The sequence below is a fragment of the Corynebacterium evansiae genome (assembly GCF_027570065.1).
Classification (GTDB): Bacteria; Actinomycetota; Actinomycetes; order Mycobacteriales; family Mycobacteriaceae; genus Corynebacterium; species Corynebacterium evansiae.
On sequence record NZ_JAKMUT010000001.1, the window covers coordinates 164,150 to 179,288 of the forward strand.

A 15,139-nucleotide genomic window follows, 5' to 3' on the forward strand; every position below is an offset into this window, starting at 1 on the left:
AGCGAAAGTACGAAAGAGCAACCATGCTGAAAACGATCCTGAGCTTGCCGAAGAAGGGCTGGCAGTGGCTCACGAAGATGAAGACTGCCCTGGTGCTGCTTTTCCTGCTGGCGCTGGCTGCGATCCCAGGTGCGCTGCTGCCACAACGGTCGCTCAATGAGGGCAAGGTTGCCGAGTATATTGACGCCAACGGCAAGACCGCCGAGGTCTTCGACAAGCTACAGCTTTTCGACGTCTTTGGGTCCACCTGGTTTGTGGCGATCTACGTACTGCTGTTTATCTCCCTGGTCGGCTGCATTTTGCCGCGCAGCATCGACCACTACAAGGCCCTGCGTTCCTCCCCGCCGCCGGCGCCGAAGCGCCTGGACCGCATGCCCTACCACTACTCCGGAACCGTCGATGAATCGGTGGAGGACGTGCAGAAATCCCTGCGCGAGGAGTTTAAGGGCTGGAACGTCAACGAGGTCGATAAGGAAAACGACCGCGCCGGGGCATGGTCCATGTCCGCAGAGAAGGGCTATCTGCGCGAGGCTGCGAACCTGATCTTCCACCTGTCTCTGGTGGGCATTCTCATCGCGGTGGCTATGGGCAAAATGGTGTACTACGAAGGCCAGGTCATCGTGGTGGCCGGGACGGATACCGAGCAGTCGCAGTTCTGCAACTCCGCAGTTTCCAACTTCGATTCCTTCCGCAACGGCCCGGTGTTCGACGGCACTGGGCTGACTCCTTTCTGTGTAAACGTCAAGGACTTCAAGGCCGACTACCTGCAGAACGGTCAGGCGGTGGGCTTCGAGTCCAACATCGACTACGCCGGCAAGGAGGATGCCTTCAAGCCGACCGAGGAGTGGGAGCACGAGACGCTGAAGGTGAACCACCCTCTGCGTATCGAGGGCAACCGCGTGTACCTGCAGGGCCACGGCTATGCCCCGACGTTCACGATTAAGTGGCCGAACGGGGAGAAGCGCACCGAGACCGTGCAGTTCCGCCCGGACGACATGACGTACTTCCTGTCCTCCGGTGCAGTGCGCTGGGATCCGCCCGCGGGCATGTACCCGGATCTGCAGGAGCGCCGCCAAAACCAGATCTCCCTGCAGGGACTGTTCGCGCCATCGGCGGAGTGGACGGGGCCGAATGGAAAGGTGCTTTCCTCCAACTTCCCGGCGATGCGCGATCCCGCGGTGGCCATCGACATCTACCGTGGCGATACCGGCCTGGATGGCGGGCGCAGCCAGAACATCTTTGCGCTGGATTCGGAGGCCCTGCACTCCGGCCAGATGCAGATGCTGGACCGGGTGAACCTGGAGAAGGGCGAGTCCGTCACCCTGGACGATGGCACAGAGATCACCTTCGACGGTGCCAAGGAGTTTGTGAACCTGCAGGTCTCCAAGGACCCGACGACCACCTGGGTGCTGGTGTTTGCCGTGCTGATGCTGGCCTCGCTGGTCGCCTCCCTGGCAGTGAAGCGCCGCCGCTTCTGGGTGCGCATTACTCCGGAGGGCGAGGGCACCCGCATCCAGATCGCCGGCCTTTCCCGCACTGACTCCGCCGGCTGGGGCCGCGAGTTCAACCGCTGTGCCGAGCGCCTGCTGGGGCTGGAGGAAGAGGCCCTTGACGAGGAATACGATGTGGATTCCGACGACTGGGAGGACCACGTCGACGACCACCTGGAGCCACGGGGCTGAAATACCCCGAACGGGTGATTGTGGAAGCGCGTGAACAGGCGCTAAGCTGATAATTTGTAGCGATTTAAGACTTTTCTTTAGAAGGATTTTCGATGCAGATCGATCCGCAGCTATCCGAATTCTCCGACTTGGCCTTCCGCTCCGCAGAGTCCCTGTACCTGCTGGCACTCGCCATTTCCCTGGTCTTCTACGGGATGGTCCGCGTGGGCGCAGATCGCCGCCGCCAGCGCGCCGAGGAGCTGAAGAAGCTGCAGGCGGGGCACTCCGCGCGCGCTGCCTCCACCACCAAGGTGACCGTAGGCGCAGGTGCTACGGGCAATGCGGCCGACTCGGATGTTGCCGATGCCGGTGAGATTACGGGCGAGGACATCGAGCCCGACTTCGCCTCCTTCGAGGCACAGCTGCCGGAGCGCCTGCGCTCCGAGAGTATCTCCAAGACCCTGGATCGCTCCAACAAGCTCGGCGGCATCACCCAGTCCCTGGTCTGGCTGGCCATCGCAATCCACGCGGTGTTCGTGATCCTGCGCGGCCTGGCTGCCAACCGCTTCCCGTGGGGCAACCTGTTCGAGTACGTCGGCGTGGTCACCTTGTTCGCCATGATCGTTGCCGCGCTCATGATCCGCCGCAAGGCAATGCGTGTGATGTGGCCCTGGATCCTGACCCCGGTCGCCGGCCTGCTGTTTTACGCTGGCACCAAGCTGTACGCGGAGACCGCTCCGGTGGTACCGGCGCTGCAGTCTTACTGGTTCGTCATCCACGTATCCGTGGTGTCTATTGGCGCCGGCATCGGCTTGATCTCCGGCATGGCTTCCCTGATGTACTTGCTGCGCCGTAAGTACCCGAAGGGTGAGGAAAAGGGCTGGTTGGGCACTGTAGCCGCCCCGCTGCCGGATGTCACCAAGCTGGATGCACTGGCCTACCGCACCGCCGTGTGGGCACTGCCGATCTTCGGTTTGGGTATCATCTTCGGCGCCATCTGGGCGGATGCCGCATGGGGTCGCTTCTGGGGCTGGGACCCGAAGGAGACCGTCTCCTTCATCACCTGGATCCTCTACGCCGCCTACCTGCACGCCCGTGCCACCCCGGGTTGGCGCGGCCCGAAGTCTGCGTGGATCAACGTCTTCGCCTTCGCCACGATGGTCTTCAACCTCTTCTTCATCAACATGGTGGTCTCCGGCCTGCACTCCTACGCCGGCCTGAACTAGCCTGGCGTTAGATTCTTTGTCTTGCCCTAACTGAGGAAGGATCTTCCCGTGACCGAGCACAATGCCGCTCAGCACACCTTCATTTCGGACCTCACTGCCCCGAAGGACGTCGAAGGTGGTCGTGCTGTTCCACAGGTCAAGGTTGAAGCCAATGTCGATGGTGCCCGCGTGGTGCGCCTCGCCTTCCAGTCAGGAGATGTGTTTGCAGATCACAAGGCGCCGAAGCCGATTCTGGTGATGGGGCAGCAGGGTCGCATCGAATTCACTGTCTGGCCTGGTGCTGAAGCTGAAGGTACGCCTGAGATCGTGGAGCTAACCCCAGGTACCGCAATCCATGTACCTGCCCACCAGCTGCACGCTCTGCGTAGCCTCGGCGATGCTCCGGCAATAGCTACGCTGATCCTGCTAACAGGGGAGTAATGTGAGCAGTTTTTCCACCGTCCTCGTCACCGGCGGGGCTGGCTTCATCGGCGCGAACTTCGTTCATCGCACGCTGGAGACCAGGCCGGACGTCAAGGTTCTTATTTTTGACGCCCTCACGTATGCTGCGAATCCACTGAATCTGCGCACTGACGACGGCATCCCGCTGGAGGTTGCCTATCCGGGACGGGTGGAGTTCATCGAAGGCGACGTGGCGGATGCCTCGGCGTTCCGGGAGGCTCTCGAGCGGGCGATTACGCTTACCGAACAGCCCGCCTCACCGCAGGGGGCGCAGCAGAGCGTCAACAAGTCCCAGCAGTCTGCCACCGACCGGGTGGCGATCGTGCACTTCGCGGCGGAGAGCCACAACGATAACTCCCTGGCTACCCCCGCGATCTTCGCCCGCAGCAACGTGGAGGGCACCCTGAACGTCGCCCAGGCGGCCGCGGACCTCGGGGTGCGCCTGCACCACATTTCCACCGATGAGGTCTTCGGTGACCTCGCCCTGGACGATCCGAATCGCTTCACGGTGGATACCCCGTACAACCCCTCCTCGCCCTACTCTGCATCCAAGGCGGCGGCGGATCACTTCGTCCGCGCTTTTGTGCGTTCGCGGGGGTTGAAGGCCACTATCTCCAACTGCTCGAACAACTACGGCCCGCGCCAGCATCCGGAGAAGTTCATTCCCCGGCAGATCACCGGCCTCATCGAGGGGCATCGTCCCCGCCTATACGGCACGGGTGAGAACGTCCGCGACTGGATTCACGTGGACGACCACAACGATGCGGTGTGGAGGATTCTGGATTCCGGAAAACTGGGGGAGACCTACCTCATCGGCGCAGAGGGGGAGCGCTCCAACCTGCAGGTCGTGCGCGACCTGCTGGAGCTGTTCGGCCACCCGGCGGATGACTTTGTGCACGTCACCGACCGTCCGGGACACGACCGCCGCTATGCGATCGATCCCAGCAGCATTGCCGAGCTGGGGTGGCAGCCGCGCTTCACGGACTTCGCTTCCGGGCTTGCCGAGACGGTGGAATGGTACCGCCGCAATGAGAAGTGGTGGGTTGAGTCCAGGGCGGCGTCCGAAAAGAAATACCGCGCCACCGAACAAGAGATAACCGAAGAAGAGATCGATCCCGTGTAGCGTCACCCGCGCGGGGGTGGCCGCCCTTTTAAGCAAGGCTTGACTAACTTAGTGGGCCCTATGTAAGGTTCGGCTAACCGTATGTTCAGTTAGTTTGAATTTTGTAAGGGAAAAATGGCAAAGAATCGCATCAAGCTGCTGGCCGCACTCGTGGCAGCGGGAATGTCCCTGGCCGCCTGTGGCTCCGCCGACGAGAGCACCTCGACCAACCAATCCAGCGGAGATTCGATCTCCATCGAGGACAACAGCGGCGAACTGCAGGTTCCGAAGAACCCAAAGTCCGTGGTTGCACTGGATAACCGCAGCTTCGAGATCCTCAACGAGTGGGGAGTGGAACTTTCCGCTGCTCCGAAGAAGCTGGTTCCGGCGACCGTTACCGACTACAAGGACAACGAGGAGATCAAGGACCTCGGCAACCACAAGGAGCCCGACTTCGAGGCTCTGGTGGCAGCCCAGCCGGACCTGGTGATCAGCGGCCAGCGCTTCAAGGACCGCGACGAGGAGATCAAGGAACTGGTCCCGGATGCGGCCGTCGTGGAGCTGGAGCCCCGCGAGGATAAGCCGATGGACGAGGAGCTGATCCGCCAGATCACCACCCTGGGTGAAATCTTCGATAAGAAGGACGAAGCCGACAAGATGGTGCAGGACTTCAACGATGCGAAGGATCGCGCGAAGAAGGCCTACGACAAGCTGGATGGCGACAAGAAGGTCATGGCCGTCAACGTTTCCGGCGGCGAAATCGGCTACGTTGCGCCGCACATCGGCCGCGTATGGGGTCCTGTGTTCGACTGGCTGGGCATGGACCCGGCACTGGAGGTCGACAACGCCTCCAGCAACCACGAGGGCGATGACATTTCTGTCGAGGCCATCGCAGATGCGAAGCCGGACTGGATGCTGGTGATGGACCGCGACGGTGCCATCAACGCGGACAAGCCGGATTACTCCCCGGCGGCAGACGTGATCAAGCGCGCCGATGCGCTGAAGGGTGTGCCGGCGCTGAAGGAGGATCGCGTGCTCGTGGCACCGCAGGATACGTACATCAACGAGTCGATCACGACCTACACCGAGATCCTGAACTCCCTGGCAGACGCCTTCGAAGGGAAGTAAAAAGCGCGAATACTGCGCACCGCCGTGCAGCACCGCGCATTGCCGCGGTACAGCACCGCACAACGCTATAGAAAGTGAATTGACCAGCTGGAATGACTGCTCAGAGCACTACGTCACCCGAGGTTCGCAATGAACCTCGGGTTGCGCGTACCCGGGGAAAACTCGTCGACTGGAAGTTCCTGGTCGCCGCAGCGGTTGTAGGGGCGCTTCTCGTCGGCAGTCTGTTGATCGGCGAATACGATGTTTTCAACGCGCAAGATGGCATCGACATGTTCTCCATCACCCGCGTCCCGCGCACCATCGCATTGGTTTTGGCGGGCGCGGCGATGGCTATGTGCGGGCTGGTGATGCAGATGCTCACGCAGAACCGCTTCGTCTCACCGACCACCACCGGCACTACCGAGTGGGCAGGTCTGGGGCTGCTTTTCGTGATGATCGTCTTTCCCGGTGCGTCCGTGATGGGACGGATGGTCGGTGCCGTCGTGTTTTCCTTTGTCGGCGCGATGGTGTTCTTCTTCTTCCTGCAGCGGGTATCGCTGCGCTCCTCGCTGATCGTGCCGATTGTGGGCATCATGCTGGGTGCGGTCGTCTCTGCGGTTTCCACCTTTGTGGCTCTGCAGACGGACATGCTGCAGCAGCTGGGTGTGTGGTTCGCTGGTAGCTTCACCTCAGTCTACAAGGGCCAGTACGAGGTGCTGTGGGTGGTGCTGCTGGTCGTGGTAGGCGTGTTCCTGCTGGCCGACCGGCTGACCCTGGCTGGACTCGGCGAAGACTTCGCCACGAGTGTGGGCATGAACTACCGCCGGATCGTGCTGGTCGGCACCATCATGGTCGCCATCGCCGTGGGCGTGGTGACGGTCGTGGTCGGCAACCTGCCTTTCCTGGGGCTGATCGTGCCGAACATCGTCTCGATGATCCGCGGTGATGACCTGCGCAGCAACCTGCCGTGGGTGTGCCTTGTGGGCATCGCTACCGTCGCCGCCTGTGACCTGCTGGCCCGCACGCTGATCTCGCCTTTCGAAATCCCTGTTTCCGTGGTGCTGGGCATCGTCGGCGCTGTGGTCTTTGTCGTGCTGATTGTGAGGAACCGCTAATGACGAACCAAACCCTTGAGCGGCTGGTGCCGCAGCGTTTGCTCTCGAGCACGCCCGGCCGCTCCTCAGGCGCGTTCCCCACGCAGTCGATGGCGGCGAAGTACTGGCTAGCCCTCGGCATCATCGTTGTCCTGGGCGCGGCTTCCGCGGTGGGGCTGCTGGCCTATGGCAACCCGATGCCATTCGGCACGCGCGGCTTCTGGCTGCTGGCAGAGCGCCGCATGAACGCGGTGATCGCCATCGCCATCGTCGCGGTTGCCCAGGCCGTGGCCACGGTGGCGTTCCAGACGGTGACGAATAACCGCATCATCACCCCGTCGATCATGGGGTTCGAGTCGCTGTACGTGGCCATCCACACCTCCACTGTGTTCTTCCTGGGCGGCAGCGGTCTGGTGGAGGCCCGCACCATGACCACCTACATCATCCAGCTGGTGCTCATGGTCGGCTTCGCGCTGCTGCTGTATTCCTGGCTGCTCACCGGCAAGAACGCGAACATGCACGCGATGTTGCTGGTCGGCATTGTTATCGGGGCAGGTTTGGGGTCGGTGTCTACCTTTATGCAGCGCCTATTGACGCCCAGCGATTTCGACCTGCTGACCGCCCGCCTGTTCGGGTCGGTGAATAACGCGGAGCCGGAGTATTTTCCGATTTCTATCGTGCTGGTTGCCGTGGCCGCGGGCGCGCTGCTGTTGATGTCCCGCACTCTCAACGTGCTGGCCTTGGGGCCAGATGCGACAACGAACCTGGGCATTAATCACCGGGGCAAGGCGATCGTGGTGCTCATCCTGGTCGCGGTCCTCATGGCCGTCTCCACCGCGTTGGTTGGCCCGATGGCCTTCCTGGGATTCTTGGTAGCCACGCTGGCCTATCAGTTCGCGGGCACCTCCGATCACCGCTATGTCTTCCCGATGGCCATCGCCACGGCCTTCCTGGTACTGGCGGGCGCGTACTTCGTGATGAATCACATCTTCTACGCGCAAGGCGTGGTCTCGATCATCATTGAGCTGGTCGGCGGTACGGTGTTCCTCTACGTCATTCTTAGAAAGGGGCGACTGTGATCAAGCTGTCCGAAGTCGCTAAGAAATATAGTGACGCCTCCGGTTCCGGAGCCAGCATCGGTCCGGTGAACCTGGAGATCCCCGCCGGGGGAGTGACCTCCCTGGTCGGCCCCAACGGCGCGGGCAAGTCCACCCTGCTCACCATGATGGGCAGGCTGCTGGACCTGGACGAGGGAACCATCGAGGTCGCCGGCTTTGATGTGAGCACCACGAAGTCCAAGGACCTGGCGAAGGTGCTGTCGATCCTGCGCCAGGAGAATCACTTCGTCACCCGCCTGACGGTCCGACAGCTGGTGGGCTTCGGCCGCTTCCCGTACTCGAAGGGAAGGTTGACGCGGAAGGACGAGGAGATCATTTCCACCTATATCGACTTCTTCAACCTCCGCGAGCTGGAGAACCGCTATCTGGATCAGCTCTCCGGCGGGCAGCGGCAGCGCGCTTATGTGGCGATGGTGCTGTGCCAGGAGACCGACTATGTGCTGCTGGACGAGCCGCTGAACAACCTGGACATCGCCCACGCGGTGCAGATGATGAAGCACCTGCGCCGAGCGGCCTCGGAGTTTGGCCGCACCATCATTGTGGTGCTGCACGACATTAACTTCGCGGCGAAGTACTCGGACAACATCTGTGCCGTCAAGGACGGACAGATCGTGCGCTTCGGCACCCCGGAGGAGCTCATGACCGACGAGATCCTGACCGACATCTTCGACACCCCCGTGACAGTCGTCGACGGCCCCGATGGGCCGATGGCCTGCTACTTCTAAGCCCGCCGCATAACCTTTCCGTTGGCTGTCCGGCAGCGCCGCTAAAGTAGAAACCATGAGTGAAACCACCCCGCGCATCGACGAGCTACTGGCAACCGCTGAACCCGGCAGCATTGTGGATCTTCCCATCCCCGGCGCCTGGGCTTATGTGCCGAAGGTGTATGGCGACGAGCGCGGCAGTTTCCACGAAAGCTTCAAGGCGGAGGCTTTCGGCGAGAAGCTGGGCTACCCCTTCGAGGTAGCCCAGGGGAACCTCTCGCGCTCCTCCCGCAACGTGGTCCGGGGCATTCACTTGGCGGATGTGCCGCCGGGGCAGGCGAAGTTCGTCAGCTGCCTTTCCGGTGCGATTACGGATGTGTTGGTGGATGTGCGCGTGGGCTCGCCGACGTTCGGCCAGCACATCACCGTGGAGCTGTCTGCGGAGAATAACTTCAGCGTCTACGTGCCCCTGGGTGTGGGCCACGGGTTCCGCGCACACACCGACCAGACGACCGTGAACTACCTGGTCACCGAGGCATACAACCCGCAGAGGGAATACGGTATCGACCCGTTTGATGCGGAACTGGCTGTAGCTTGGGGCGTCACTAAGGAACAAGCCGTACTATCCACCAAGGACGATTCGGCGCCGAGCTTGAGCGAGGTGCGCGACCGCCTGCCCGAATACCGCGAGGTGCGGGCATGGGAGGCACAACTACGCGCCGACTGGGCCGAGGCGCTGCAGGCCGCCGACGAGTGGGAGCAGGCCGACTGATGAAGGGCATCATTCTGGCCGGGGGAACCGGCTCGCGGCTGTGGCCGATTACGCAGGGCATTTCCAAGCAACTGGTGCCCGTGTACGACAAGCCGATGATCTACTACCCGCTGACGACTCTGATGCTGGCGGGCATTCGCGACATCCTGGTGATCACCACGGGAGCGGATGCGCAGCAGTTCCGCGGGCTGCTGGGCGACGGCTCGCAGTTCGGCGTGCAGATCAGCTACGCGGTGCAGGACCAACCGAATGGCCTGGCGGAAGCCTTCATCGTGGGCGAGGACTTTATCGGCGACGACGCGGTGGCCCTCGTGCTGGGCGATAACATCTTCTACGGCACTGGCCTGGGCACTCAGCTGCGGCGCTTCCACAACCCGGACGGCGGGGCGATCTTCGCCTATTGGGTGGCCGAACCCGAGGCATACGGAGTGGTGGAGTTCGACCGCGAAGGCACGGCCCTGAGCTTGGCGGAAAAGCCCGCGGAACCCAAGTCCAACTATGCAGTTCCCGGCCTGTACTTCTACTCCAACGACGTGGTGCGGATCGCCAAGTCGCTGGAACCTAGTGAGCGTGGGGAGCTGGAGATCACAGACATCAACCGCCGCTACCTAGCGGAGGGGCGCCTGCACGTAGAGGTGTTGCCACGCGGTACTGCCTGGCTGGACACGGGAACGGTGGACGACCTGGCCGCCGCCGGGGACTTCGTCCGCGCAGTCGAGCAGCGGCAGGGCCTGAAGATCAGCTGCCCGGAGGAAGTCGCGTGGCGCCTGGGCTACATTGACGATGCGGAGCTGCAGGCATCTGCGTCAAAGTTGGGCAAAAGCGCCTACGGGCAGTACCTCAGCGGGCTGCTGAAGCGTGGGAAAGAGCGGTAGACAAGTGGCTATTTCGATCGAGAACATCCCGGAGATGGTCGCACGCACCTGGCGCGACCTGGAATGGACGGGCCAGCGCGTGCCGAAGCAGGGCATCGACCACGCAGTGGTGATTCTGGACGGGCTGCGCTCGAAGGAGTATGAACTCAACGACATGCTGCCTGAGTCCGTCGTGGTGCGCGTACCCTTCGAGAAGGAATACCGGGAACAGGCGATGCTGGAATCCTCACTGATCGCGCAGCTGTTCCGCCGCACCAAAGTGCGGGTGCCCGGGACGGTGCGGCAGGCCTACGCGCGGGGGACCTTCAACACCGCAGAGCCCGTGATGTTGACCATGCAGACCGAGCTGCTGGGCGAACCGCTGACCGCCGAGCTTTGGCAGACGCTGTCCACCAGCCAGCGCGCGTGGGTGGCCGAGCAGCTGGGCAGCCTACTTGCCACGATGCACGCCTTCGACCCGGACGTGCTGCCGATGAGCCGCGTGGATTCCTGGTGGACCGACGGCGAGGCGACCAGTGAGTTGAACCACGCGCCACGCACCCTACCGGGCAAGCTGGAACTGATGAAGTCCCGCACGGAAACGATTCTTGCCCCGCACCTAAGTGCTGCGGAAGCGGAGTTCGTGGAGCGCGTGTTTGCACAGGTAGATGAGATGCTTTCCCGGTCTGAACAGCAGCGCGCCCTGACCCACGGGGAGCTGCACGAGGACCACATGCTGTGGAACGCCGAAGGCGGCGTGGGCGTGATCGACTTTTCCGACATGACCGTCGGCGACCCCGCCTTGGACTATGCGCACTTTGCGGGCATCGCCCCGGAGCTGCCGAAGATGGTCTACGAACAGGCGATTATCCAGCACGAGCAGCGCCGCCAAGCCCCCGTTGTGCCGGGTGTGCCGCAGCCGATGCCGGGGCCGCTGTACCGGGCGCCGGATGGAGGCCGCACTTCCGAGAGCGCCGAGGACACGGGTGTGCTGCGCCGCGCGGAGGTCTACAAGGACTGGGACAACATCTTCCTGCTGATCGACCACTACCGCACGGGCCGTTCGCCGCGCATGGAGCTGCTTTAGTTACCCCCCCGTCTTTCGGGGTGTCCGGGCCGCCCGTGTTTTCCGGGCCATTCGGCCTCTGCTCGTCGCGGGTGTTCTCGCTGCGCTTGTCGCCGCGTGCCTCGCGTTGCTGCTGTTCGCGGAGCTCCTGGCGGCGCTTCCGCTCGGCCTCTTCCGCGTCCTTGGCCTCCTGCGCGCGGCGTTTCTTGAAGCGCTCTTTTTCGATGTTCCACAGGAAGTCCGGGTCGTCGTCCGGCCCCTTGTGGCTTAGCCCTTCTTGTTTATTATTGACGCCCTTTCGCCTCAACGGCGACCCATTTCCCCAGGTCTGTGGACCGAATGCCTTCCACAGCAGCACGATGGTGACGATGATCAAGATGAGCAAAACAAGGCGACCCATGGCTTCCAGCATAGAGGATTCACCCGCGTTTACTTCCAGCCGGTGATTACCGGTTATCCAGGGGGTGAACGTAGTGTTGGGGGCGTGACTAATGATGATGTGAAGGCAAAGGACACGACGGAGGGTCAGAGCCCGTCGGTCGACAAGGGCAAGGCTGTACGTGACATTGCACTGTACGGCTTCTTACGCCTGGTTTTGTTCCTGGTGCTGACGTTCATCATCCACATGGTCGTGGTGTTGCTGGGAATGGCGAACTACTTCCCGCTGCTGATTAGCATGACGTTGGCGCTGATCCTGGCTCTGCCGCTGTCGATGTTCATGTTCAAGGGCCTGCGGTTGCGGGTGACCCGACAGGTGGCGGCGTGGGATGCCGATAGGCAGGCCCACAAGCAGGAGCTGCGTAACCAATTGCGCGAGCGCCTGGACGACTAAGGCGATTAAACTGACTGCCATGTATGGCAGACCCCAGGACGTTGTGGTGTGGGTAAACCCGCGAACACAGCGGGGCAAGCAGCTCGGCGGGCTGGCTATTGGGCTAGTGTTCGCCGCCCTCGCTGTGGGGTGTGTAGCCATGATGGTGGTCGAGAAGACTCTGATTCCGCTGGTAGCCCTCGCCCTGGTGGGGCTTGCGATGTTTGGCTGGTACACCAGCCAGCGACAGGTCAATGCGCGGGCTACTTCCAGTACGACGATCAACCCGGCGCTTGTCGTGGACGATTCGGGGGTGGGGGATGCAGCCATAAGAATCCCATGGAGCGACATTGCGCGGGTGAACGTGATCAGCACTCGTTACCAAAGTGCGGGGCCGGAGTCGGTGGGGCTCGGCCCCGAGCTTGCCGATCAGTGGACGCGCAGTGCCGGGGTCTTGGATGGGGAGTTTGCACTTCAGGTGGTGCTCCGCCCCGGTAGCCCCGGTCGCCCTGGCGTACCGACGCAGTCTGCGTTGGATGTGTACCGCATCCAATCGGTGCAGGTGGAGGCAGCAGTGCCGAGCTTGCCGCGAGGAATCTACGAGGTCGATGCGATCGGGGTGACCTTCAAGTTGGGCTCCGCCGTTCCCATGGCTTGGCGGGATGGCCTGACCCAGCAGATCGCGGACAATGTCCGATTCCACGGGGTGGACTTCGGCCCGGCTCCCGCGTAGCCCAAAGCTAGCTCTGCCTGGATCAGCAGGGCTGCTCAGGCTAGGCCAGCAGGGCGGCGGCAAACTCCAGTACCGACCACAGCAGCATTCCGCGGCCCAGCATGCCCAGCACGGGAATCAGCGCCCGGCCCTCCGCGCCGCCGGTCACCGGGCGGGCTGCCACCACGAATAGTGGAACCGCCAGCAGGGCGATAAGCCCCCACCAGTGGCCGATGCTGATGCCGATAGTGACGATCACGGCCAGGGAAACCAGCCCCACCCACAGGCGGCGGGTATTCGCGTCCCCCAGGCGAACGGCCAGGGTGATCTTGCCGGTGGCGGCGTCAGTAGGAATGTCCCGCAGGTTGTTGGCTAGGTTCACGGCGCTGGAGAGGCTGCCGACGGCGATGGCCAGCAGCAGGCCGCGCCAGCTCACGCTGCCGGTCTGGGTGAATTCCGTCCCTAGCACCGCGACCAGGCCGAAGAACACGAACACCGCGACTTCACCCAGCCCTCGGTAGCCGTAGGGGTTCTTGCCGCCGGTGTAGAACCATGCGCCGGCGATGCAAGCCGCGCCGACGAGGACCAGCCACCAGGCGCTCAGCAGGCTCAACGCGATGCCGGCGACCGCTCCCACGCCGAAGGAAGCAAACGCCGCGTACTTGACCTTCTTCGGCTCCACGAGTCCACTGCCGGTTAGGCGCAGTGGGCCGGAGCGGTCATCGTCCGTCCCCTTGATGCCATCGGAGTAGTCGTTGGCGTAGTTCACGCCGACGATCATCGCCAGGGCTACAACCCCGGCCAGTACGGCCCGCAGGGGGTTTGCCTCGCCCGCCAGGGTGGCCGCCGCGGTGCCAGCCAGCACCGGGGCAACGGCGTTTGCCCAGGTGTGCGGGCGCGCTCCCTCCAGCCACTGGGCCGGGGTCGCGCCGGGATACTGCCTGGGGGTGGAAGTCATGGTCCGCCTTTCTTGGGGCTCGCACTGGGGAGCGGCGCCCGCGAGTATGGGGTGCCGCAAACCTCTTCAGTCTAGTCCGTAGGCGCCGGGACCCAAGCTCGTAGGTGCTGGGGTGTGTAGGTGCCGGGGCGTTTACGAGTGCGGCTGCCCGTAGAGCTCGTCCAGCATCGCGGCGGCTTGCTGCCGGTCGGTCTTGCCCGGCCCAGTGGTCGGCATCTCGCGGATAGCCCAGGCACGCCTGGGAATCAGACTTGGCCCCGCCTGCCCGCGCATTGCCTCGCGCACCAGGTCGGTCACTTCGCGGGGGTGCTCGGCCGCGCCGTTGCCAGCCTCTCGCAGTACCACCAGCGCCCCGATTGACTCGCCGAACTCCGCGTACTTGGGATCCTCCACGCCTGCTGCGAACGCGGCCTTGGCATCTGGAACCAGCTGGCAGATGGCCTTTTCAACCTCTTCGGGGAGCACCTTATATCCGCCGGTGTTGATGGCCCCATCAGCGCGTCCGAGGATCCGCAGCGTGCCGACTGACTCTTCGCCGTTGCCTTCCGGAACGCCGCCTTCCAGAAGCCCGATGTCGGAAGTCACGAACTCACCTGCCACCGGAAACGCCTCCGCCGAATCCACGTTGCGATACCCGTCCGCCACCATCGGCCCGCTGATCCGCACGCGCCCGGCCCCGCGCTCGTCCGCGCCGTCGACCCGCACCTGCGCGCCCGGCAGGGGTTGGCCGTTGTACACCATCCCGCCCGCCGTCTCGCTGGAGCCGTAGGTCAGCGCGATCTGGGCTCCTTCCTCGGCCATCTTTTTTATGACGCCCTCACGCGCCGCCGCGCCACCCACCAGCACGCAGACGTAGCGCTTCAGTGCCTTAACGGCGGCGGGGTCTTCAGCGATTCTTTCCAGCTGTGCGGGTACGAGGGAGGTGTAGAGGTCCACGTCGGGGTAGGTTTCCGCTAATGATTCTGTGTCTGCGATGAAGCCGGTTGCGGTGAAACGCACGCCGGCGTGCGGGCGCTGAGCTTGTAGGTGTTGGGCTTGCAAGTGCGCAGCGGCCAGGGGAGTGTAGCCCGCCCGCAGACTGCGTAGCATCACTTGCAGTCCTGCGATGTGATGGGCCGGAAGTGTGAGCAGCCACGCCCCCGGCTGCGCTTGATAATGGCGCTCAATGAAGGAGGCGGTGGCGTCCGCACTTGTGGTGAGTTGCCGCGACCCGAGCACCGCACCCTTCGGCGTGCCTGTGGAGCCAGAGGTGCAGGCGATGAGTGTGCCGGGCGCAACCAAATCGTCTTTAAGGGAACTCCCTGCGCGCATTTGTTTCGGCAGTTCGGGGCAGGTTTGCTCCCAATCCGCGGGGAGGGGGAGGATGGAGATTTCCCCCGCGAGCAGCCGCTTTAGAGCCTCCAGGGAGGTGGCGAAAAGCTCGGGCGAGGCCGCGCTGATGACGGTCGGCTGCAGGGGGACGAGGGAAGAGTTTCCGGTCATGCTGACCAATGTACAAGCCGGCTCGGGCAGC

The 15,139-nt window shown here is 63.2% G+C and carries 15 protein-coding genes; 13 read left to right on the top strand and 2 right to left on the bottom strand.

Annotated features, from left to right (window positions below; all coding sequences use genetic code 11):
- The first annotated feature begins 23 nt into the window (after window positions 1-23).
- The 13 genes from L8V00_RS00695 (at window position 24) to L8V00_RS00755 (ending at window position 12,689) form a co-directional block, all read left to right on the top strand.
- On the top strand, window positions 24-1,682 hold the full coding sequence (locus L8V00_RS00695) for a cytochrome c biogenesis protein ResB (RefSeq protein WP_269943941.1): 1,659 nt from the start codon (window positions 24-26) through the stop codon (window positions 1,680-1,682).
- Between the two features lie 92 nt (window positions 1,683-1,774).
- Window positions 1,775-2,887, top strand: coding sequence for a c-type cytochrome biogenesis protein CcsB (gene ccsB, locus L8V00_RS00700; protein WP_269943942.1), 1,113 nt, complete (start codon window positions 1,775-1,777; stop codon window positions 2,885-2,887).
- Window positions 2,888-2,935: 48 nt separating this feature from the next.
- A complete protein-coding gene (locus L8V00_RS00705; RefSeq protein WP_035002972.1) occupies window positions 2,936-3,307 on the top strand; it encodes a cupin domain-containing protein in 372 nt (123 codons plus the stop codon).
- A gap of 1 nt (window position 3,308) precedes the next feature.
- Window positions 3,309-4,451, top strand: a complete 1,143-nt coding sequence (locus L8V00_RS00710; RefSeq protein WP_269943943.1) for a dTDP-glucose 4,6-dehydratase — start codon at window positions 3,309-3,311, stop codon at window positions 4,449-4,451.
- Between the two features lie 114 nt (window positions 4,452-4,565).
- Window positions 4,566-5,558: a siderophore ABC transporter substrate-binding protein gene (locus tag L8V00_RS00715; RefSeq protein WP_269943944.1), complete on the top strand. Its 993-nt coding sequence runs from the start codon at window positions 4,566-4,568 to the stop codon at window positions 5,556-5,558.
- Window positions 5,559-5,650: 92 nt separating this feature from the next.
- Complete coding sequence (locus L8V00_RS00720) at window positions 5,651-6,652, top strand: ABC transporter permease (RefSeq protein WP_269943945.1); 1,002 nt, start codon at window positions 5,651-5,653, stop codon at window positions 6,650-6,652.
- Window positions 6,652-7,710: an iron chelate uptake ABC transporter family permease subunit gene (locus L8V00_RS00725; RefSeq protein ID WP_269943946.1), complete on the top strand. Its 1,059-nt coding sequence runs from the start codon at window positions 6,652-6,654 to the stop codon at window positions 7,708-7,710. The genes L8V00_RS00720 and L8V00_RS00725 overlap by 1 nt, the downstream gene beginning before the upstream one ends.
- On the top strand, window positions 7,707-8,474 hold the full coding sequence (locus tag L8V00_RS00730) for an iron ABC transporter ATP-binding protein (RefSeq protein ID WP_269943947.1): 768 nt from the start codon (window positions 7,707-7,709) through the stop codon (window positions 8,472-8,474). Before L8V00_RS00725 ends, L8V00_RS00730 begins: the two co-directional genes overlap by 4 nt.
- A 55-nt stretch (window positions 8,475-8,529) precedes the next feature.
- The gene (rfbC, locus tag L8V00_RS00735; protein ID WP_269943948.1) at window positions 8,530-9,225 is read left to right on the top strand and encodes a dTDP-4-dehydrorhamnose 3,5-epimerase; all 696 of its coding nucleotides are present in this window, start codon (window positions 8,530-8,532) and stop codon (window positions 9,223-9,225) included.
- Window positions 9,225-10,100: a glucose-1-phosphate thymidylyltransferase RfbA gene (rfbA, locus tag L8V00_RS00740; RefSeq protein WP_269944067.1), complete on the top strand. Its 876-nt coding sequence runs from the start codon at window positions 9,225-9,227 to the stop codon at window positions 10,098-10,100. The genes rfbC and rfbA overlap by 1 nt, the downstream gene beginning before the upstream one ends.
- 4 nt (window positions 10,101-10,104) lie before the next feature.
- The gene (locus L8V00_RS00745) at window positions 10,105-11,166 is read left to right on the top strand and encodes a phosphotransferase family protein (RefSeq protein ID WP_269943949.1); all 1,062 of its coding nucleotides are present in this window, start codon (window positions 10,105-10,107) and stop codon (window positions 11,164-11,166) included.
- A gap of 463 nt (window positions 11,167-11,629) precedes the next feature.
- Window positions 11,630-11,977 (top strand): DUF4229 domain-containing protein, encoded by a 348-nt coding sequence (locus tag L8V00_RS00750; RefSeq protein WP_049048917.1) that lies wholly within the window; start codon window positions 11,630-11,632, stop codon window positions 11,975-11,977.
- A 19-nt stretch (window positions 11,978-11,996) separates the two neighbouring features.
- Window positions 11,997-12,689, top strand: a complete 693-nt coding sequence (locus L8V00_RS00755) for a hypothetical protein (protein ID WP_269943950.1) — start codon at window positions 11,997-11,999, stop codon at window positions 12,687-12,689.
- 40 nt (window positions 12,690-12,729) lie between these two features.
- On the opposite strand, the gene L8V00_RS00760 is transcribed toward L8V00_RS00755, so the two are convergent.
- Together L8V00_RS00760 and L8V00_RS00765 are read right to left on the bottom strand one after the other, a co-directional pair.
- Window positions 12,730-13,626, bottom strand: a complete 897-nt coding sequence (locus tag L8V00_RS00760) for a 1,4-dihydroxy-2-naphthoate polyprenyltransferase (protein ID WP_269943951.1) — start codon at window positions 13,624-13,626, stop codon at window positions 12,730-12,732.
- A 132-nt stretch (window positions 13,627-13,758) separates the two neighbouring features.
- A complete protein-coding gene (locus tag L8V00_RS00765) occupies window positions 13,759-15,108 on the bottom strand; it encodes an AMP-binding protein (protein WP_269943952.1) in 1,350 nt (449 codons plus the stop codon).
- Between the last annotated feature and the right edge of the window lie 31 nt (window positions 15,109-15,139).